Consider the following 18,935-nt stretch of genomic DNA (forward strand, 5'->3'; position numbering starts at 1 on the left):
TTCATCAAAAATACTGATTAGCAATCAACTATTTGGTAATTACCTAAATAGTAAATACCGTAAACCAATAAGTAGCAAAAAGATGCCGTACAATTTTTTCATTGTTTCACTGCTAATAAACGGCTGAGTTGCAAAAAGTGCTCCAAATAGATTGCCAACTATAAGGCCAACTGCAATAATTAAAGAATATTTAATATTAACATTACCGTTCTTGTAGTAAACTAAGGCTGCCAGAACACCAATGGGCAAGATTTGAGCAGCAATAGAAGTACCAGTGGCAAATTTCTGATCCATACTCATCAGCAGTACCATTGCTGGTACCATAATCGCGCCACCACCAATACCAAACATACCGCCAGCAACACCAGCCGCTAGACCAATCAATAACAGTTGGATTAGTACACTAGACATACAATTATAAACCGATTGTATTGGATAATATTACTTTCGGTAGCATTCCATGAACTCCTTTTTGGGGACTGTTAACGACTTGTGTAATATGAAAATTCACGGCTAAGCTACATAATACATAACTATCTTCCGGTGACAAATCTAAGAAACGCTCTAGAAAATCAATCATGTTTTTTAAAGCCATTTCTAAAGCTGCATCTAAGGTTTGACCAAACCCCATTGTAATTATATCAGTGGCAGTTTCAGCAATTGGTGTTGTCAGTTGTATATCCTTGCGAATTTTTAGCTCAATAGTACCATTCATGGAAGTTTCAATTGCTGTAACATTGACTTCACCATCTCCCTGTGCTGAATGTCCATCACCAATAGAGAATAAAGCTCCTGGAACAAAAATTGGTAAAAATATCTTAGAACCCGCTAGCAGTTGTCGGTTGTCAATATTGCCACCATAGTAACCCGGAGGAATTGAATTTCGCGATGTTTCCGGTGTAGCGACTCCAAGAATACCAAAAAAAGGTTTAATGGGAATTTTAATACCGCCGCCTATAGGAACTAGAGCAATATTATTTTCTAAATCAAGAGGAATAAATCTGAGCGCAGGCTGATCAAATTGGTCTGGTAAAGCGCCCCAGCCTTTACGAATGGCATTAAAGCCAACAGGTACACTGGGCTTGATATCCATCAATTTTACTTCTAAAACATCCCCTGGTTCTGCCCCGCGTACGTAAATTGGTCCTGTCAGCAAATGCGGTCCTTGAGCAATTTTCCTTTCTATGGGAAGATTTTGGCAAATATCCAGGAATTCCGGTGTAAAAAACTCTGGTGGTGCTTGGTCGTAAAGGTAGTAACCAGTGTATGTTTCTACGTCTACTGTATCGCCAGAATCAACGGTGATCGCTGGTTCTAGGGTATTGGAAAAACCACCCAGATGCACAGTTTCCCTCGTGGCTTTCAAAATGTGATGAGTCATTGTCCCTGTATTACTTGACAAATATGATCGCTTAGAATAGGCGATAAATTCGCACTTACTCCTGATCGCCCCTTCCAGCATTAAAAATTTGTTGAGCGGTCAAGTTTAACTTAGGAAATATTGTTGATTGTATGCGGTCATTATTCCGAAATTGGCTACAAAGATATTCACCCTCAACTAACGAATAAATTGAGATGGTTGGTTGTTTAGGGCTACCAATAAATTTGCGCGCGCCAAGAGCGAGATAATCAACAATCCAATACTCAGGAATACCAATTTGCTCATAGTCAGCTAACTTTTTGTAGTAATCATCACGCCAATTTGTACTCACAACTTCGATGATTAAAGGAATTGAAGAACCTTGAGTAACGGTAGAAGATTTTTTCCACAGTGGTTCTGATTTTAAATTAGGTCTATTCAAAAGTAAAACATCTGGAAAATATCCTGATTCGTTCTCTAGTGGCTTGACTATCGCTTGATTGGGTATAAAGTATGGGAGATTAACCTTCGTATATTCAACAACTACCTGAGCAACCAAAAATCCTTTAATTTCCTCATGCTCCCCAGACGGTGGTGTCATTTCAACAATTACTCCATCACGCAATTCATAACGTACTCCAATGTTTTCTGGATACCAAGCAATAAATTCATCAAACGTTATTAGTTTAGATAAAGCTTGAGTCATCAGTTACACCCTTAAAAAATAAATAAGCATCTAGAAAATATTAAGATACATAACAACCATATCATCTTAGCAAATATTTTTATTGACAAAGTCAATCACCTCTGTAAGCCCTTCTTGAGTCTTTAAATTTGTGAAAATAAAAGGTTTATCACCACGCATTTTCTTTGCATCCCGTTCCATCACATTTAAATCTGCTCCCACATAGGGTGCAAGGTCAATTTTGTTAATCACTAACAAATCAGATTTGGTAATTCCGGGACCACCTTTACGAGGAATTTTATCTCCAGCAGCAACATCAATGACGTAAATTGTTAAATCTACTAATTCTGGACTAAAAGTTGCTGCTAAATTATCACCACCACTTTCTAAAAATACCAAATCTAAATCAGGAAACCTCATCTCAAGCTGTTCAATTGCAGCTAAATTCATTGAAGCATCTTCCCTAATAGCAGTGTGAGGACAACCGCCAGTTTCTACACCTAAAATGCGATCGCACTCCAACGCTTGAGAACGTACCAAAAACTGAGCATCCTCTTGAGTATAAATATCATTCGTGACCACGGCAATATTATACTGCTTACGCATCCCCTTACATAAAGCATCAACTAAAGCAGTCTTACCTGATCCTACCGGACCTGCAACACCTACACGAAAAGGATTCATCACCGTTAACTCCGAAACAACCTTGTATATAATGTCTGATGTTTCATACTCGCTAGCGATAAACCCCAACTACAACAACTTAATTCATCATCCTCTAAACTGAGAACTTCTTCCACAGCAGTAGTCAGCAACGGTTGTAGAAAAAGTAATAACTGTTGTCCAGCTGTTTGTCCTAATGGAATGAGTTTCACTCCACCGGTTATTAAATTAGTTACCCAACTATGCAAATATCCGAGTAAAGCAGCTTTTATGTTGATATCCCAATGCGCAACAGCAATGCCAAAGGCGATCGCATAATTACAAGGATTACCAACAGCATCAGCAAAACACTTGGTTTGGGGTTGTAATTCTGTCAGCAGCCGAATGAGCGATCGCCCCATTTGCCAGCTAGAAGCGCGTAATTCTTCAGTCTCCCTGGCAGCAGATAACCAAGCATTCCAGTAACATAATGCTTTAAAATCACCCACCTTTGCAGACTGATAAGCTCGTACCATCACCGCTGCTTCTAATCGAATTGTGCCATAACGCAGTTCTGACTCTAACCAGTGCTGCAAAGTTAATTGATCATTAATAGTGCCATTCTCAACCAAAGTCTCCAATCCTTCGGAATAGCTATATGCTCCTACAGGTAAAGCTGGACTAGCCAGTTGTAAAAGACACAAAAGATGGCTATTAGTGAGCGTGACTGTGTCCATAAGCACCAGTTTCAGGCTGAAAGGGTAAAATCTCTTCTTTTACTTCTAGTCCAAGTTGTTCCAACATTGTACGTAAAACCGAGTCAGTTGCTATCCGTAAATAGGTGAGTGTAATTTCCACAGGTACATGACGATTTCCCAAATGGTATGCTGCCCTTAGTAAATCTAGCGTAGTCTGAGCCGTTACTGTTAAGACAGGTTCTGGTTTTGCAGTAATTCTGATTAAACTACTATTTGTTTCATCTTCCAGAATGTCACCATCTCTTAACACCGTTCCTCTAGGTAAACGTAAAAACACAGCCTGTCCGGTTTCTGTCTCAAAACGATGACGACTGCGAGTGCGTTCTTCTGCTGTGAGAGCAAGGGTTAAGTTAACTACTATATCGGGATTTCGTGGTTTAATTTGCGTGAAGGTCAGCATTGCCAAAGAAGTGCAGAATTTTTCTAGAATACCCCCTTGCTAAGCCTATTACTACCCTGCTTATAATTACTGAATTTTTCTAAACGACACTGTTTGGAGTCATGATGTTGCTGGCTGCAATATTGATGATTCGCCGCAGTTCTAAACATGTGAAAGCAGATGGTCATCTGGCATTTTATACCCGTCCAGTTTGCAAGTATTGCTGGCTGCACCTCTAACCCTTGTCGCGGAAAAAGTCTTCTTTCCGCATCCATACTAAAAAGCTAAATGGTAATATGATAGTACAATTAAATCACAATATCATTTATTGTAATTATTTATGCCTAAAAAGTATCTAGAAAACGTAGCTACATTATCACCACAACCTGCTGAAAATGGAATCTCAGATCTGTCTCCTGCGGCATTAAATCTTATGGCTGAATTTTTTAAGGTACTCTCTGAAATCAGCCGGTTACAAATTCTCTGTGCTTTAAAGCCTGGTGCAAAGAATGTTACAGAAATTATTGAAACAACAGGCTTGGGTCAAGCAAATGTTTCTAAGCATTTGAAGATACTAACTCACGCCGGAATTGTTTGTCGCCAGCAGCAGGGTTCATGCGTCTACTATCAGATTTCAAATCCTTTTATATTCGAGTTATGTGAATTAGTTTGCAATTCACTAACAATGCAGATCGAACACCAAAATCAGCAACTGGAGGAACTCAGAGCCCTTCATCAAGCACGACTTTGACCTCTCGTTTGGAAGAGAGATAACAGGATTCTCAACTAATGTTGTTACGCGACAGAAAATTCTGCGTAATACCAATTTTCTGTGAAGCTGCACATTATTTTACCCCTCCTAACCTCCCCGAGGATTGGGGAGGAAAGAAGGCGGTGGGGATTCTTATGCGTCTTCATATAAAAATGGTATAACAAAAAAGCGTAATAATGATGCTCTTACTTTGCTGACTGGATCTAAAAGTTTTGAACTTTGTCGGCTACCGGCGACGGAATTAGATCTGAAAAAGTCTATTCAACGTGCGATCGCGCAAACAAAACAACAATATTTATGACGACGTAGTAAGCATCAAAGATAAAAACGCTCAGATTTGAACAATATTCTGTTGCTTGATGCTGAATACGAAGTCAGCGCTCTCAAAATGAAAGCGCTGATATTTTGGCTCAGAAGAGAACAAAGTTAGCTAGTGATACTAGGAGCAGCTATAGCTACAGGTAGAGTTTCACCAGAGGCTAAATCTAGAGGGAAGTTGTGAGCATTGCGCTCATGCATAACTTCAATCCCCAGATTCGCTCTATTAACTAAATCAGCCCAAGTGTTAATTACCCGTCCTTGGCTATCAAGAACAGAATTATTGAAGTTCAAGCCATTCAAGTTAAATGACATGGTGCTAATACCCAAAGCCGCAAACCAAATTCCCACAACTGGCCAAGCAGCTAAAAAGAAGTGCAGAGAGCGAGAGTTATTGAAGCTCGCATATTGGAAGATTAAACGTCCAAAGTAACCGTGAGCGGCGACGATATTGTAAGTTTCTTCCTCTTGACCGAACTTGTAGCCCACATTCATGGATTCAACTTCTGTTGTTTCTCTCACTAAACTAGAGGTGACTAAGGAACCATGCATTGCGGCAAATAATGCTCCTCCGAAGACTCCAGCCACACCCAGCATGTGGAACGGATGCATCAGAATGTTGTGTTCAGGAGAAAACACAATCATAAAGTTGAAGGTTCCAGAGATACCGAGCATCATGCCATCCGAGAAGCTACCTTGCCCAATTGGATAAATCAACAACACTGCTGTCGCTGCTGCAACAGGAGCAGAAAAAGCAACAGAAATCCAAGGACGCATTCCCAAACGATAGCTTAATTCCCACTGGCGACCCATGTAAGCATAGATAGCGATCAAGAAATGGAACACTATCAATTCATAAGGACCACCATTGTATAGCCATTCATCAAGCGTAGCGGCGTCCCAAATGGCGTAAAAGTGCAACCCGATAGCGTTAGAGGTCGGTACTACAGCAGCTGTGATGATGTTATTACCGTAGAGCAGTGAACCTGTAACAGGCTCTCGAATGCCATCAATATCAACGGGAGGTGCAGCAATAAAGGCTATGGTAAATACAATTGCAGCAACCAATGCTGTAGGAATGAGTAGGACTCCAAACCAGCCGACGTAAAGTCGGTTTTCAATACTGGTAATCCAATTACAGAATCTTTCCCACAAGCTAAGGCGAGTGGATTTTGCTAGAGAAGTTGTCATGTTCCCCAATAATGTGTATTAATTGTATTGCGAGCAAGTATTTAACTTGTTATATAATCATATAACCAAATCGTTATATTTTTGTCAAGCGATAAAAATAAATCATTATGCAACTCTCTAAGCATGAACTTGAACAACGTCTTGGTCACGTCTACGACACTCTCATCGTCGGCGGTGGAGCAGGGGGATTATCAGCAGGAATCTATCTTCAACGCTTTCGTCTATCCAGCTTGATTGTAGATAAAGGTAAAGCTCGATCCTTTTGGATGCAAGAATTGCAGAACTATTTAGGACTGCCACCTGGTACTCGCGGACGAGAACTCTTACAACACGGCAAGCAGCATTACCTATCCCTGAATGGGGATTTACTTAATGGGTATGTGGAAGAAGTGGTTGACGAAGGGGAAACCTTTGCTGTACGAGTCAAGGTTGGCCGTCAGGATAGCATCTATCCAGTCTTGCGAGCAAAATATCTAATTGCTGCCAGTGGTATTATCGATTATCTCCCTCATTTAGACGAAATGCAGAATGTGTATGAATATGCAGGATATAACTTGCACGTATGCATGGTTTGTGATGGCTATGAAATGACGGATAAGCAATGTGGCTTTTTTGCTGGAAGTGAAGCCAGCATTGAAGAAATGATATTTAACTTAAGCTGGTTTACGCCTTATATCACCATCTTTACCCACGGCTTATTTCCAGTCAGTACAAAACTTTGCCAAATATTACAAGAATATGGCTATCGACTAATCGAAACCCCGATCAAACAATTTCTGGGGCAAAACCATCAAATGACCGGGGTAGAACTGGTGGATGGTTCTGTGATTCCCCTCGAAACCGGATTGATTTCAATGGGAGCACGCTATCACCATCACTACCTCAATGGGTTGAATCTTGAACGTAAGGGGGGATATCTGGTCACTGATCGCTTGGCACGCACCTCCCATCCCCGTATCTTTGCCATTGGCGACTTAAAAGTTGGGCTAAACCAAGTCGCAGTTGCTGTAGGAGATGGTGCGGTCAGTGCCACCCAAATTTGGAAAGAACTTCGTCATCCAAGAAAGTGGATTGAAAATTTATCGGCGGCAGTTTAGTCTTACTGAACATGATTGAACACCTATAGGATCATAGAGAAACCAATGTGGGAAAGTGCTGTAACAGCGTATTTGCATTATTTGGGCTTCATGGTGGCGTTTGGCGCGTTAGTCGTTGAAAGTCAAACGCTGAAAAAAGATCTCAGCCTCCAAGAAGCCTGGAGAGTAGTCACGGCAGATGCCATTTATGGCTTATCGGCAACTATGATTCTGGTTACTGGAGTTTTGCGAGTCATCTACTTCGGTAAAGGAACTGATTACTACCTCAGCAGTCCAGTTTTTTATACAAAGGTTGGGCTATTCCTTCTGGTGAGTTTACTATCTATCTACCCCACCGTTTCGTTTGTTTCTTGGATTAAGGACTTGCGGGATGGCAAAAGTCCAAACTTGGCAGAGGAAAAAGTACAGCTACTGTGCTGGTTAATCAAAGGAGAATTAGCCAGCTTTGCTCTGATACCTTTGCTTGCGGCGATTTTAGCACGGGGGATTCAGATCTTTTAGCCCGTCGTAATTATTCCGGCACTTGCCAGTCGCAACTCATCCAACATTTTAGATTTTATACACGTATTTTTTGTTGCCGCCAAATTTTAAGTACTTCAAACCATAAAATACTAAATACCCCAGAAACTAAGCTGACTAGCAAATCTTCAAAATGTAGAAATGAAAAGCGGAATAGGTGACGCAACACAGGAATGTACAGTACTAATCCCAAAAAGACTATGCCACCACCAATCACCCACCAAAGAGCAGGATTTGGCGAACGTAACATTTCTGGAATCGTTCTTGACCAGGAACGATTGCTCAGAATCATGCTGAGGTTAGAAACGATCAGGGTCGTAAAAGCCAAAGCACGAGCATCTAGTTCCCCATTACCTTGGTAGACATTGCCAATAAGTGACCAGAAAGAGGGTACTCACGCTGTATTTCCCAATCATCATGCAAATGTTCAGTGTTCTCTAAGTAATGTTCTCCCATCTGTCGGAGAGCTTTCTCCATGGGATCGAAAGGATCTTTACGGCTTGCCAAAATCCCAAACTCAATTAACTGATGAAAGTCTTCTGGTAACGTTTGGCCTTCGTGTAAAGTGACATCATAAAAACAAGGAGTAGGAGATTTTGAATCTTGTGTCTCGGCTACTCGATTTTGATAGACAAACATTTGCTGAACCGACATGCGGTTAAATGTGAGTGTGCCAGTTTTATCTACACATAGGACTGTTGCAGAACCTAATGTCTCAACTACAGGAATACGCCGAGTTAAAACTCTTTGTAGAGAAAATCGCCATGCACCTAATGCTAAAAAAATTGCCAACACGACAGGAATCTCATTAGGCAAAATCGCCATCGCCAGTGCCAATCCTGCAAGAAAACCTTGTAACCAATCACCCCTAGTCGCACCGTAAATAATTACGACTGCAACGCAGATAGCGATCGCCACAAATGTGAGTTTGTGGACAATACGCCTAGTCTCTTTTTCTAAAACAGTATCTTCTGGGTGTACGGTTTGCAGGGCTTTGCCAATCTTACCCATTTCCGTGTGGATCCCTGTCGCTTGCACTTTGGCAATACCTTGACCTTGCACCATCAAGGTTCCAGAGTAAACAAAAGGTAGATCATCTCCACCAGGGCGTTGGGGTATGACATCTTGAGTATTATTCACTGCTACTTTCCTAACTGGTAGAGACTCCCCCGTTAGTAAAGACTCATCAATTGTGATATTGGTAGACCACAGCAAGATACCATCCGCAGGTACGCGTAGACGCGAAGCGGCTTGTCGCTAGACATCGCCTTCTGAAAGTACTAGTAAATCATCCCGCACAACTTCTCTACCTGGAATCCGTTGACGTCTCCCGTCTCGAATGACTAGAGCACGAGGACTAGAAAGGTCACGTAACGCTTCTAGAGAACGTTCAGTTTTTTGCTCCTGATACAAATTAATCCCGATGATAAGGAATACAAAACCTAGCAATATCAATGCTTCTTGTAAATCCCCGACAATCAGGTAAATTACACCACAGCCCACTAACAACAAAAAGATCGGTTCTCGGACAATTTCCCACGCGATCTCTAAAATCGTGCGGTGAACGGTTGAGGGTAGTTGATTATACCCATCTGTCTTCAAGCGGTCAGCTACTTCCAATTGAGATAACCCAGTCAGAGTCTTGAGATCTGGTTGCTGAAGCATAGCGATAAACTTATATCAAGAGAACGAACAGAGAATCTTGAATCCCCTTCATATCAAAACAAGATATTTGTCTATTGTCAATAAGCAATGCTTATTGACAATAATTTTTAACCGAGACCGGATAAGTAAAAGCACCATAAGCTTTTACGCTAGCAGAATGATTTGAGGATTTCGTGAGGAAATATTTTTCTACTGGTTATTAACCTTATCTATCAGAAGAGGGTAAATTCAAACTGAAAAAACGTCTCGTAAATATCTAAAGGAACAGCTAAATACAATAAGCGGTTCTGTTCAGTTGCTTCTAATGCTAATATCTCTAGCAGACATCAGTTGCTTTCCCCAAAACTCACCAACCGTTTTAACCACCTTTCCTTATAATAGACTCGTCCAACTCCCTACGTTTAACCCGCCAACTGCGACATATACCGCCAGATATTACCATTTGTTCTGGCCTTAATTGACCAAAAGCCTGTAAAGGGTCATAGTTATAATAAGTACAAAAACTATCCATGGGTAAACCGAAAAAAGCCAAAACTCAACCACAGCCAGAAAAACAGCAGCAAACTTTACTATTTATAAAGCCAAAACCGCCAGAGGAACCGCCAGAGGAACCGATAGCGGAACCGATAGCACAACCAGCTATAAGACCGAAACTTAAGAAATTACCAGATGTTTCCGTTGGGACAGCTACCATAGAGCCACAGGAAACATTAAAGGAAATCCCAACAGAAATACCAACAGAACAACAAGAGGCTCTTGCATCATCGTCAATGTTTCAGGCAGTGGGTGTGATAGCGGGTACTGTCAGATTTGATGAGAACAGTAAAGCTCTTGTAACTGTAGGTAACAAAGAATATCCTCTATACTACGTACCCAATAAAAATAAGCGAAAAGCCTATGAAGCTCTCATTAAAGAAATAGCGGCAACTGGCAACCACTACCAACGGCTCATTGTTTACCCGCGAGTATTACACTTTCCCAAACGAGAACAGATCCATCAAGTAAGCTTTCAGTTAATCGGCTTCGAGACTGAAAGGACAACAGGTGGTGTAGGTAAAGATTTACAAGACTTTGAATTTAGGCTTTGTGGCTTATGGCAGTTCATCCCTGTATGCCAAACTCCATGTATTACCGTTCTGAGGAATTTTACATCTGAGCGCTTGGACTACGTCAAAAACGAAGAAACTTCGGCACTATCGAAAGTGAATTTCATGAAGGCTAGCCATGTACCGGTAATTTGGCGCGATGCTCCAGTTAAACCATTTAGATTTAACCCGAAAGTACCAAAAGAACAACAGGGGCACGCATCATTTGTAGAAATCAAAGTACGATTTTTACCTGGTAGAGATGTGTTTGGGTTTGAACAATTGCTAGCGTCTCCAAGTGAAAAACCACCTAGATTCTTTAAAGCACGAAAGGAAGATAAAGCAGAAGCTTTAAAAATTAAACGGGAGATGGATAAGCATAAAAGGGAACGGGGAACTCTTAACAGGGAACAGAGAAATTAGGCCGCCCACAAGGGGCGGGGTTTCTACCTTCCACAGGATGCAAGGATTTTTTCGCCCACAAGGGGCGAGGGTTTAAACCTTGCTTCTCCCAAGGGGAGAGGCTGCGCCAACGGGGCTACGTTTTTCCCCTGTTCCCTGTTGCCGCCCCGAAGGGGCTTTATTGCTTTTTTCTGACTTTTTGATCAAGCCTTATGTAACATTTTTTTATCAACTAATCTACTATATAGTAATATAATATAAAAATCATATCAGTGGATGCGGCTAGTAGCTAGAACGATGGTTCTGCTCCGCGTAACCATTGATATTTAATGTACTTGAAATACAGATTTCAAAAATCAACAAATTAGAAACCAATTTTTTGGAGTCACAATTATGGCTCACGTTGTTGTGATTGGTGCAGGTTTAGGGGGTCTACCTACAGCTTATGAACTTAGACGTTTTTTGCCTTCTCAACATCAGGTAACACTGATTTCTAATCAACCAAAGTTTACGTTTGTTCCGTCACTACCTTGGGTAGGCTTAGGTTTGCGATCGCTTGCTGATATTCAGTTAGAGTTAGACAAAATCGTTCCCCAACATGGAATTGATCTAATTCATGATTCAGTCACAGCTATCAATCCGAAGTCACGCCAGATTTCTCTAAAAGATAAAACCGTAAACTATGACTATGTGGTCATTGCAACTGGACCTGAACTAGCACTGGATGTGCTACCAGGATTAGGACCTGAAGGGGGGTATACCCAGTCCGTTTGCAATCCTCATCATGCCTTACTAGCTTGTGACGCTTGGGAAAAATTATTAGAAGAACCGGGACCAATCGTAGTGGGTGCAGCGCCGGGAGCCAGTTGCTTTGGTCCAGCCTACGAGTTTGCTCTGCTAGCGCATCATGTTTTGCGACAGAAGGGATTGCGTCAACATGTACCTATAACCTTTGTCACGTCAGAACCTTATGCTGGACATTTGGGCATTGGTGGAATGGCTAATTCCCGATGGTTAATCCGTAAGTTTCTGGCTCAGAGGGAAATAGAATTGATGGAGAACACAGCCATCAGCCACATTGAACCGGAGATTATGCATTTAGCAGATGGGCGTACTCTTCCATTCAAATACGCGATGATTCTACCTCCTTTCCGAGGACCACGTTTTTTACGGGAAGCAGCGAGCTTAACTGATCCTAAAGGCTTTGTACCCGTGCTGCCTACCTATCGCCACCCTGAGTTTGATTCCATTTACTCAGTTGGTGTGGTCACTCAACTCAAACCAATTGAGACAACTCCCATTCCCATAGGTGTTCCCAAAGTTGGTCAAATGACTGAAGAGATGGCGATCGCGGTTGTTCACAACATAGCACTAGAGTTGGGTGTGATATCTGGGGTTCAGCATAAACCGACGCTTCAAGCTATTTGCTTTGCAGATTTCGGAGATACGGGGGCTTTATTCCTTGCAGATCCTCTACTGCCTGATGCTCAAGGTAAACGCAATCGAGCTATCACCCTCAGTGGAATCTGGGTGTCTTGGATGAAGAGAGGCTTTGAGAAATATTTTATAGAAAAAATGCGGTTAGGTTGGACTATGCCGTGGCTTGAACGTTGGAGCTTGCAAATGCTGGGACTGCCTTTAGTAGAGTCTGTTCCAAGTACTTCCGACCTCAGCCCGATGTATCCTCTACCCTGATGAGTCAAATCGTCCCAACTACTGATTACGCGCTGCGCGTTTATGCAATTCACCTATGGAGATAACACTGGATTGGAGTGAACTGGAAACTTTAGCAAGTCGCTTTCGCGCATTGGCAGATCCTACACGGTTGCAAATCCTGGGAGCCATCTGTACCCAGGAATATAGTGTGCAGGAGATTTGTTCTCGCACCGGACTGCACCAGGGAAATGTTTTTAAACACTTACGGTTGATGAAAGAAGCTGGTGTAGTCGCGTGTCGTCGCCAAGGGGTTTGGCGCTATTACCGAGTCATCGATACAGATCTGCTTGCCCTATGTACTCGTGTTCGCGAATCTCTTAATAGGACAAATACAGAAAATTAATTTTTTATCAAGCGTATTAGTTACAAAATCGAATGTAACAATCAGTAGAAGGGAACATTTATTTATGGGATGTCGTATCAGAAAAATTCTTTCCTGGCTGCTGCTTTTGGGAACACTAGTGTTAGGTGTCTTTCTAGGGTTGGGGTTCATAACTATTCCCAATGCAGAAGCAGCAATTCGACAACAGGAGGAAGCACCAGGACAGACGGTCTATCAGTCTCGACAAACCCTTAAAGATCAGTACGGAAATCGGTGGCAGGCGATCGCCTTCAAACGCATTCGTCCTGATAGTACAACAAGCTTCTATTTGAGACTAGTCGGCTTTCCTGGTGTAGTTGAAATTGATCGCACCCAACCCCTGACCTTAACTAACTCCCTAGGCAAACAGCTGATAGCTGCCGATGCTTCTTTTAACGAGATAGCCAACTCCGTACCCAATGTTGGACAGTATGATCTTAAGCCCTTGCTCCCAAAATTGCAGCCGGGAATTCCCTTCAAGTTAACACTGCCAACAACCAGTACTAGAGCAGTGAGCCTAATAATCTCACCATCTTTAGTTGAAGAATGGCAAACCGTTGCCAGCTACGAGTAACGTTTTACAACAAATTAATTTGGAGAAACTTCGATGACAGACTTATTTTCACCTGAATGGATGCAAGTATATGGCGAGAAATGGAATGCAGAGCCAGACTTAGCCGATGCTCTTGGCAAAATCCATTTTAATTCAGTGATTGGCTATGGCTTTGACGATCAACCAGATCCCAGAGGAGTCTTGACAGTTGAGAATGGACATGTCGTTAAAGCTGAGTTATACCAAGGACAAAAGCTCAATTGGGATCTAAGAGCAGACCGTGAACACTGGAAGCAATGGGTGGCAAAAGGCTTGAACATGATAGGGCTTAGTGCGGCTTATATGACGCGCAAGCTGCAATTCCGTGTCGGGGACTATGCTGCGATGATTAAAGATCCACGCATGGCGGGTCCCTTTATTAAATCGTTTTCTGTAATGGGTAGGGTTTGATGCCAAAGCCCAAGATATGCCGTACAGCGAGGCAATTAATCGTCCTTAAAGGAGAAAGATTATGACTCATACTGCCTCAAATGAATCGCTCGATCAAACAATGGATGGAACAGCGGAGCAAAAACAGCCTACCTCACCTGGGGTTGCTCGAAAGGGATGGGGTTTTTTGATGGGAGGGGTATTGCTGCTGGCAGGAGGAGCTTGGGGTATTCTGCAACTGACCCGTTCGCCCCATTCACCAGAACCTACTTTAACCCAAAGGGCAACAACCGTTGAAACGTTAACTATTCGCCCCCAACTGATTGCTAATACCCTAGAACTTTCTGGTACAATTCACTCTGTTGACCAAGCAACCCTTTCAACCCGCGTAAGCGGACGTATCACTTACTTTCCCTTCAAGGCAGGGGATCGCTTTCACAAAGGAGACATCGTTGCCCGCATTGATGTAAAGGACATCGCTGCTCAAGCAAATCAGGCTCGCTCAGGCATTGCCCAGGCTCAAGCAGAACTGGCACGTTCACAGGCATCTTTAAGCCAACTCAGATCCCAAAAGCTGTCAGCGCAAGCGGCACTTGGACTGGCACAAATTACGCAAACTCGGTCTGCCCAACTTCGCGCAGATGGCGCTGTATCTCAGGCTAATCTGGATCAGGCAAATGCTGCTCTTAAACAAGCCAAAGAACAAGTTGCTCAAGCAGAAGCAGGCATTCAACAGTCCCAGGCTGCGATCGCTCAGTCTCAGGCTACTATTAATCAGGCAAAAGCCCAGGTCGCCGCTGCCTCTGCCAATGAAAGCTATGGCACTGTGGTTGCGCCCTTTAATGGCATCGTGACTGAAAAGTTGGCGTATTTGGGGGAAACGACCAATCCCTATTCCATGAATGGTACAGCATTACTGAAAATTGAAAATCCAGATCGGCTCCAGATAGAAATTCCTGTACCCGAAGAAAACTTGCGTTTTGTACATGTTGGTCAAACTGTGCAGGTGCGAGTTGATGCGGTCAGTGGAAGCTTCAAGGGAACAATTGGGCAAATTGTTCCCGCCTCAGACCCCCTCTCTCGTAGTTTTCTGGTCAAAATTCCGCTCAATAGTTCGCTTAAGCTCATCTCCGGAATGTTTGGGCGAATTGCCTTGCCTTTAGATGGCACAGAGGAAACCATTCTTATTCCCAAGAACGCGTTGATTCAACGGGGGCAATTACAAGGGGTTTATGTGGTGGATACGAGTGCTCAACACCCAACTGCTGTACTGCGTTGGGTGAAAACAGGGCAACAGCACAAAAAACAAGTGGAGATTGTTTCGGGATTGATGAAGGGCGATCGCATCATTGCAACCAACATTAATCAACTGAGCGATGGACAACCAATTAACCCACAACCTTGAAGAAGAATTCAGGAGTCAGAATCAATTGGTTGGGGATTCAGACTCCAACTAATTGTAGACACAGTGTAGACACTGGAGATTTAAACCCCTTTACTCAGATGCTCGCGGACTCTAAGACAGCTGCGCTATCCGCCAGTCGCACTCAGGTAAATTCTGAATTCTGGACGCCACGTGCTTCAAGTCGGCAGAGCCGCCCAACGCAGTGGCTCCTCCTGACTCCTGAGTTCTTCTAGTTAAATTTGCCTGCAATGATGAACCGGAGGATGAGGTAAAATGACCAATAGCTTAAATGGTGAACGAGATCTTTCAAAATCGCACAGGTTAGGCTTTGTTGGCAATTTAGCCAAAAAATTTATTGACTCCAAGCTGACACCACTCATCATCTTGGTAGCATTACTGCTGGGGATTGGCGCAACTCTGATCCTACCACGTGAGGAAGAACCACAAATTACAGTGCCGATGGCAGATGTATTTGTGCAAATGCCAGGAGCCTCCGCGAAGGATGTGGAGCAGCGCGTCACCTCACCAATGGAGAAGTTAATCAAAGAGTTACCAGGGGTGGAGTATGTTTATTCCACGTCCCGTCCTGGCTCATCACTGGCGATTGTCCGGTTCTTTGTGGGGCAGAAAACTGAAGATGCTATCGTCCAGCTTTATAATAAGCTTTACGCTAACTTTGATAAAATTCCCCCAGGTGCATCCCAACCTTTGATAAAATCCCGAGCCATCGATGATGTACCAATTCTTACACTGACACTGTGGGGAGAACAAAGCAATGCTGCTGAATTACGGCAGATTGCAGCACAATTGAATGAACAAATTAAGCAAGTTCCTGATGTATCAGAAACAACCCTCATAGGAGGTCAAAAGCGCCAGTTACGGGTTGAGCTTGATCCAATTCGGTTGAATGCATTTGGCTTAACACCTTTGGAAATTGCTCAGGCGTTGCAATCTCAAAATGCTGAACTCGCGAGTGGTGCTTTCAGTCAAAATAATCGCTCCTTTCTAGTTAGAACGCAAAGTTTTATCCGTTCTGCTGAAGATGCTAAGGGATTGGTGGTTAGTGTTGCTCATAATCAGCCTGTTTATCTACGAGATGTTGCAACAGTTACTGATGGGGCAGAGGAACCTGCGAGTTATGTGTTTTTCGGACAGGGAGCAGCAAATAAGGAACAAAAGACAAAATCTCTAGGTGAAACAGACGCTGTTACCATCGCGATCGCTAAACGTCCTGGTGCTAACGCCATTCAAGTTTCCCATCATGTGTTACGCAAACTAGACCATATTAAGCGAAATTATATTCCACAAAACGTACATTTGACAGTTACACGTGACTACGGAGAAACGGCTGCTGAGCGTTCTAATGAATTGCTATTCCACATGTTGATTGCCGTCGGTTCGGTGACGGTACTTATGTGGTGGGCGCTCGGTAAAAAAGAAGCAATGGTCGTGGCGGTATCAATTCCAGTGACACTGGCGCTCACACTTGCTAGTTTCGTGTTTTATGGTTTTACTCTCAATCGCGTTACTTTTTTCGCATTGATCTTCTCTATTGGGATTCTGGTTGATGATGCGATCGTCGTGGTGGAGAACGTTGGACGACATCTGCAAATCCCAGAGAACAAAACTCGCCTGCAACTTTCTACCAACCGTCGCCGCACATTGCAACAGATTGTTCTAGAAGCTGTCGATGAGGTAGGTAACCCCACCATTTTAGCAACACTGGCAGTGATTGCCGCAATTTTGCCAATGGCTTTTGTCGGTGGTTTGATGGGACCGTACATGCGCCCAATTCCTCTTGGTGCCTCAGCAGCGATGATTTTCTCGGCACTGGTAGCATTTATTGTAGTTCCGTGGACGACTGTACAAATTTTCTCTAATTCCAAGCACCATACTCAGGAACATGGGGAAGATGCTCTTAGCAATCTCTATCGTCGCTTCATGCGTCCTCTGGTTCACTATCCACTAAGAGGAACTACATTTCTAACAGCAACCGCACTTGCTTTAGTGATCATTATTGTTGGACTGGCAGGAATGCGTCTAGTGATCCTGAAAATGCTGCCTTATGATAACAAGAGTGAGTTACAGGTGATAGTGAATATGCCTGAAGACACGACTCTGGAACAGACAGCCAGAGTCACGCGGGAGATGGCGCAATATCTCGCAACAGTGCCGTATGTTCTCAACTATCAAAGCTACGTGGGTACCGCTTCACCTTACAATTTCAATGGATTGGTGCGGCATTATTTTTTGCGTTCAGGTACGAATATAGCTGATATTCAGGTTAACTTTTTGCCTAAAGGAGAACGCGACCGTCAGAGTCATGACATTGCCAAAATGATTCGTCCAAAACTCAAAGAAATTGGCGATCGCTACAATGCTCGTGTCCAGGTAGCAGAAATTCCTCCTGGTCCTCCAGTACTACAAACTCTAGTCACAGAAATTTACGGTCCCGATTACAATGAACAAATTGAGTTAGCTAAAAAGCTGCGTAAAATTTACCAAAACTCTGCGGGTGTCGTGGATGTAGATTGGTATGTAGAAGCTCCACAGACAGACTATCGGTTGATAATTGATCGTGAAAAAGCTACCCTCAATGGTATCAATCCTACCCAAATTTCCCAGGTCTTGCAAATTGCACTATCTGGTCAAAATGTGGGTCTCCTGCACGATGAAAATGCCCGTGAAGATGTGGCAATTAATCTGCGATTCAATCAAGCAAGTCGCACCAGCCTGGAAGACTTAAAATCCTTGAAACTTAAGGGTGCTAACGGAAATATTGTACCCCTTAGTACGTTGGTCAAACCAGAAACGACTATTGCTGACTACAGCATTTACCATAAGAATTTACAGCCGGTGGTCTATGTGATGGGCGATGTTTCTGGTAAAGTAGAGAGTGCTGTTTATGCGATGCTCAATCTGCAACCCCAGATTGACAAATTAGTGCCTGCAACTGGCGCAAAACTTCAGACATATCTCACCGAACAGCCGCCCTCGACGGAAACGTATGCAATTAAGTGGGATGGTGAATGGCAAGTCACTTATGAGGTGTTCCGTGATTTGGGTATTGCCTTTGCTGTTGTGCTGGTGTTGATTTATGCTTTGGTTGTAGGATGGTTTCAGTCTTTTGTCACACCTTTGGTAATTATGGCGGCAATTCCCTTTTCGTTAGTTGGAATTATGCCTGCTCACTGGTTGATGGGGTCGTTCTTTACGGCAACTTCGATGATTGGCTTCATTGCTGGAGCCGGAATCGTGGTGCGAAACTCTATTATTCTGGTAGATTTTATTGAACTGCGGTTAAAGGAGGGAATGCCTTTAGAAGATGCGGTGATTGATGCTGGAGCGGTACGTTTCCGTCCTATGTTGCTGACTGCGGCTGCCGTGATTGTTGGCTCAGCGATTATTTTAGCAGACCCGATCTTTCAAGGATTGGCAATTTCTTTAATGGCAGGGGAGGTAGCATCTTTGCTGCTGTCGCGATCTGCAGTCCCAATTCTGTACTACAAAGTCTGGCGGAATAGAAAATCTAATTCAACAAATTCTCTTGGTGAAGAGGGTAAGCTTTCTACTTTATTGGATGCTTCTACTCTGTAAC

Annotated in this window: 20 protein-coding genes and 1 pseudogene; 10 read left to right on the forward strand and 11 right to left on the reverse strand. The window is 43.1% G+C overall.

Annotation, left to right across the window (positions count from 1 at the left end; genetic code table 11):
* Positions 1-39 precede the first annotated feature (39 nt).
* The 6 genes from G4P69_RS12990 to ureE form a co-directional block, all read right to left on the reverse strand.
* Positions 40-411, reverse strand: coding sequence for a TSUP family transporter (locus G4P69_RS12990; protein WP_208346494.1), 372 nt, complete (start codon positions 409-411; stop codon positions 40-42).
* Positions 412-415: 4 nt separating this feature from the next.
* Complete coding sequence (locus tag G4P69_RS12995; protein ID WP_208350114.1) at positions 416-1,381, reverse strand: acetamidase/formamidase family protein; 966 nt, start codon at positions 1,379-1,381, stop codon at positions 416-418.
* Between the two features lie 55 nt (positions 1,382-1,436).
* Positions 1,437-2,066, reverse strand: a complete 630-nt coding sequence (locus G4P69_RS13000; RefSeq protein ID WP_208350116.1) for a Uma2 family endonuclease — start codon at positions 2,064-2,066, stop codon at positions 1,437-1,439.
* A gap of 66 nt (positions 2,067-2,132) precedes the next feature.
* Complete coding sequence (gene ureG, locus G4P69_RS13005; RefSeq protein WP_208350117.1) at positions 2,133-2,729, reverse strand: urease accessory protein UreG; 597 nt, start codon at positions 2,727-2,729, stop codon at positions 2,133-2,135.
* 5 nt (positions 2,730-2,734) lie between these two features.
* Positions 2,735-3,424: an urease accessory protein UreF gene (locus tag G4P69_RS13010; RefSeq protein ID WP_208346425.1), complete on the reverse strand. Its 690-nt coding sequence runs from the start codon at positions 3,422-3,424 to the stop codon at positions 2,735-2,737.
* Positions 3,402-3,845: an urease accessory protein UreE gene (gene ureE / locus G4P69_RS13015; RefSeq protein WP_208350118.1), complete on the reverse strand. Its 444-nt coding sequence runs from the start codon at positions 3,843-3,845 to the stop codon at positions 3,402-3,404. The genes G4P69_RS13010 and ureE overlap by 23 nt, the downstream gene beginning before the upstream one ends.
* Positions 3,846-4,224: 379 nt before the next feature.
* Between ureE and G4P69_RS13020 the strand changes: the two genes are divergently transcribed.
* Positions 4,225-4,575 carry an ArsR/SmtB family transcription factor gene (locus G4P69_RS13020; RefSeq protein WP_208350156.1) on the forward strand — a complete coding sequence of 117 codons (351 nt, stop codon included), beginning with the start codon at positions 4,225-4,227 and terminating at the stop codon, positions 4,573-4,575.
* A gap of 447 nt (positions 4,576-5,022) precedes the next feature.
* On the opposite strand, the gene psbA is transcribed toward G4P69_RS13020, so the two are convergent.
* Positions 5,023-6,105 (reverse strand): photosystem II q(b) protein, encoded by a 1,083-nt coding sequence (psbA, locus tag G4P69_RS13025; RefSeq protein WP_208350120.1) that lies wholly within the window; start codon positions 6,103-6,105, stop codon positions 5,023-5,025.
* 107 nt (positions 6,106-6,212) lie between these two features.
* Here psbA and G4P69_RS13030 point away from each other — a divergent pair, with 107 nt between their 5' ends.
* The gene (locus G4P69_RS13030; RefSeq protein WP_208350122.1) at positions 6,213-7,202 is read left to right on the forward strand and encodes an NAD(P)/FAD-dependent oxidoreductase; all 990 of its coding nucleotides are present in this window, start codon (positions 6,213-6,215) and stop codon (positions 7,200-7,202) included.
* A 45-nt stretch (positions 7,203-7,247) separates the two neighbouring features.
* Complete coding sequence (locus G4P69_RS13035) at positions 7,248-7,703, forward strand: DUF2214 family protein (protein ID WP_208350124.1); 456 nt, start codon at positions 7,248-7,250, stop codon at positions 7,701-7,703.
* A gap of 55 nt (positions 7,704-7,758) precedes the next feature.
* Here the strand turns inward: G4P69_RS13035 and G4P69_RS39180 are convergent, their stop codons facing one another.
* The 4 genes and pseudogenes from G4P69_RS39180 to G4P69_RS40235 all read right to left on the reverse strand — a co-directional run bounded on the left by G4P69_RS39180 (position 7,759) and on the right by G4P69_RS40235 (position 9,709).
* Positions 7,759-8,049: a cation transporting ATPase C-terminal domain-containing protein gene (locus tag G4P69_RS39180; protein WP_243902788.1), complete on the reverse strand. Its 291-nt coding sequence runs from the start codon at positions 8,047-8,049 to the stop codon at positions 7,759-7,761.
* Positions 8,050-8,060: 11 nt separating this feature from the next.
* Positions 8,061-8,945 (reverse strand): annotated as a pseudogene (locus G4P69_RS39185) (HAD-IC family P-type ATPase); the annotation flags it as partial.
* A gap of 33 nt (positions 8,946-8,978) precedes the next feature.
* On the reverse strand, positions 8,979-9,386 hold the full coding sequence (locus tag G4P69_RS39190; RefSeq protein ID WP_243902786.1) for a cation-transporting P-type ATPase: 408 nt from the start codon (positions 9,384-9,386) through the stop codon (positions 8,979-8,981).
* 212 nt (positions 9,387-9,598) lie between these two features.
* A complete protein-coding gene (locus G4P69_RS40235; protein ID WP_208346152.1) occupies positions 9,599-9,709 on the reverse strand; it encodes an element excision factor XisH family protein in 111 nt (36 codons plus the stop codon).
* Between the two features lie 186 nt (positions 9,710-9,895).
* Between G4P69_RS40235 and G4P69_RS13050 the strand changes: the two genes are divergently transcribed.
* The 7 genes from G4P69_RS13050 (at position 9,896) to G4P69_RS13080 (ending at position 18,934) form a co-directional block, all read left to right on the forward strand.
* Positions 9,896-10,894 (forward strand): hypothetical protein, encoded by a 999-nt coding sequence (locus G4P69_RS13050; RefSeq protein WP_243902949.1) that lies wholly within the window; start codon positions 9,896-9,898, stop codon positions 10,892-10,894.
* A gap of 372 nt (positions 10,895-11,266) precedes the next feature.
* Positions 11,267-12,568: an NAD(P)/FAD-dependent oxidoreductase gene (locus G4P69_RS13055; RefSeq protein ID WP_208350126.1), complete on the forward strand. Its 1,302-nt coding sequence runs from the start codon at positions 11,267-11,269 to the stop codon at positions 12,566-12,568.
* Positions 12,569-12,623: 55 nt separating this feature from the next.
* Positions 12,624-12,932 (forward strand): ArsR/SmtB family transcription factor, encoded by a 309-nt coding sequence (locus tag G4P69_RS13060; protein WP_208350128.1) that lies wholly within the window; start codon positions 12,624-12,626, stop codon positions 12,930-12,932.
* A gap of 64 nt (positions 12,933-12,996) precedes the next feature.
* Complete coding sequence (locus G4P69_RS13065; RefSeq protein WP_208350130.1) at positions 12,997-13,524, forward strand: DUF3122 domain-containing protein; 528 nt, start codon at positions 12,997-12,999, stop codon at positions 13,522-13,524.
* 33 nt (positions 13,525-13,557) lie between these two features.
* The gene (locus G4P69_RS13070; RefSeq protein ID WP_208350132.1) at positions 13,558-13,953 is read left to right on the forward strand and encodes a hypothetical protein; all 396 of its coding nucleotides are present in this window, start codon (positions 13,558-13,560) and stop codon (positions 13,951-13,953) included.
* A gap of 61 nt (positions 13,954-14,014) precedes the next feature.
* Positions 14,015-15,337: an efflux RND transporter periplasmic adaptor subunit gene (locus tag G4P69_RS13075; protein WP_208350134.1), complete on the forward strand. Its 1,323-nt coding sequence runs from the start codon at positions 14,015-14,017 to the stop codon at positions 15,335-15,337.
* A 273-nt stretch (positions 15,338-15,610) separates the two neighbouring features.
* Complete coding sequence (locus G4P69_RS13080; RefSeq protein WP_208350136.1) at positions 15,611-18,934, forward strand: efflux RND transporter permease subunit; 3,324 nt, start codon at positions 15,611-15,613, stop codon at positions 18,932-18,934.
* The last annotated feature ends 1 nt before the right edge of the window (position 18,935 follow it).

This window comes from Aetokthonos hydrillicola CCALA 1050 (assembly GCF_017591665.1).
GTDB classification, from domain to species: domain Bacteria; phylum Cyanobacteriota; class Cyanobacteriia; order Cyanobacteriales; family Nostocaceae; genus Aetokthonos; species Aetokthonos hydrillicola.

What these genes read in the sequence shown, in the direction of transcription:
- G4P69_RS13080 (WP_208350136.1), top strand. Translation starts at nt 15,611, where the DNA reads ATGACCAATAGCTTAAATGGTGAACGAGATCTTTCAAAATCGCACAGG.
- G4P69_RS13030 (WP_208350122.1), top strand. Translation starts at nt 6,213, where the DNA reads ATGCAACTCTCTAAGCATGAACTTGAACAACGTCTTGGTCACGTCTAC.
- G4P69_RS13055 (WP_208350126.1), top strand. Translation starts at nt 11,267, where the DNA reads ATGGCTCACGTTGTTGTGATTGGTGCAGGTTTAGGGGGTCTACCTACA.
- G4P69_RS39190 (WP_243902786.1), bottom strand. Translation starts at nt 9,386, where the DNA reads ATGCTTCAGCAACCAGATCTCAAGACTCTGACTGGGTTATCTCAATTG.
- ureE (WP_208350118.1), bottom strand. Translation starts at nt 3,845, where the DNA reads ATGCTGACCTTCACGCAAATTAAACCACGAAATCCCGATATAGTAGTT.
- ureG (WP_208350117.1), bottom strand. Translation starts at nt 2,729, where the DNA reads ATGAATCCTTTTCGTGTAGGTGTTGCAGGTCCGGTAGGATCAGGTAAG.
- G4P69_RS13075 (WP_208350134.1), top strand. Translation starts at nt 14,015, where the DNA reads ATGACTCATACTGCCTCAAATGAATCGCTCGATCAAACAATGGATGGA.
- G4P69_RS13000 (WP_208350116.1), bottom strand. Translation starts at nt 2,066, where the DNA reads ATGACTCAAGCTTTATCTAAACTAATAACGTTTGATGAATTTATTGCT.
- G4P69_RS13060 (WP_208350128.1), top strand. Translation starts at nt 12,624, where the DNA reads ATGGAGATAACACTGGATTGGAGTGAACTGGAAACTTTAGCAAGTCGC.
- G4P69_RS13070 (WP_208350132.1), top strand. Translation starts at nt 13,558, where the DNA reads ATGACAGACTTATTTTCACCTGAATGGATGCAAGTATATGGCGAGAAA.
- G4P69_RS12995 (WP_208350114.1), bottom strand. Translation starts at nt 1,381, where the DNA reads ATGACTCATCACATTTTGAAAGCCACGAGGGAAACTGTGCATCTGGGT.
- G4P69_RS13050 (WP_243902949.1), top strand. Translation starts at nt 9,896, where the DNA reads ATGGGTAAACCGAAAAAAGCCAAAACTCAACCACAGCCAGAAAAACAG.
- G4P69_RS13065 (WP_208350130.1), top strand. Translation starts at nt 12,997, where the DNA reads ATGGGATGTCGTATCAGAAAAATTCTTTCCTGGCTGCTGCTTTTGGGA.
- G4P69_RS13035 (WP_208350124.1), top strand. Translation starts at nt 7,248, where the DNA reads ATGTGGGAAAGTGCTGTAACAGCGTATTTGCATTATTTGGGCTTCATG.
- psbA (WP_208350120.1), bottom strand. Translation starts at nt 6,105, where the DNA reads ATGACAACTTCTCTAGCAAAATCCACTCGCCTTAGCTTGTGGGAAAGA.
- G4P69_RS13010 (WP_208346425.1), bottom strand. Translation starts at nt 3,424, where the DNA reads ATGGACACAGTCACGCTCACTAATAGCCATCTTTTGTGTCTTTTACAA.
- G4P69_RS12990 (WP_208346494.1), bottom strand. Translation starts at nt 411, where the DNA reads ATGTCTAGTGTACTAATCCAACTGTTATTGATTGGTCTAGCGGCTGGT.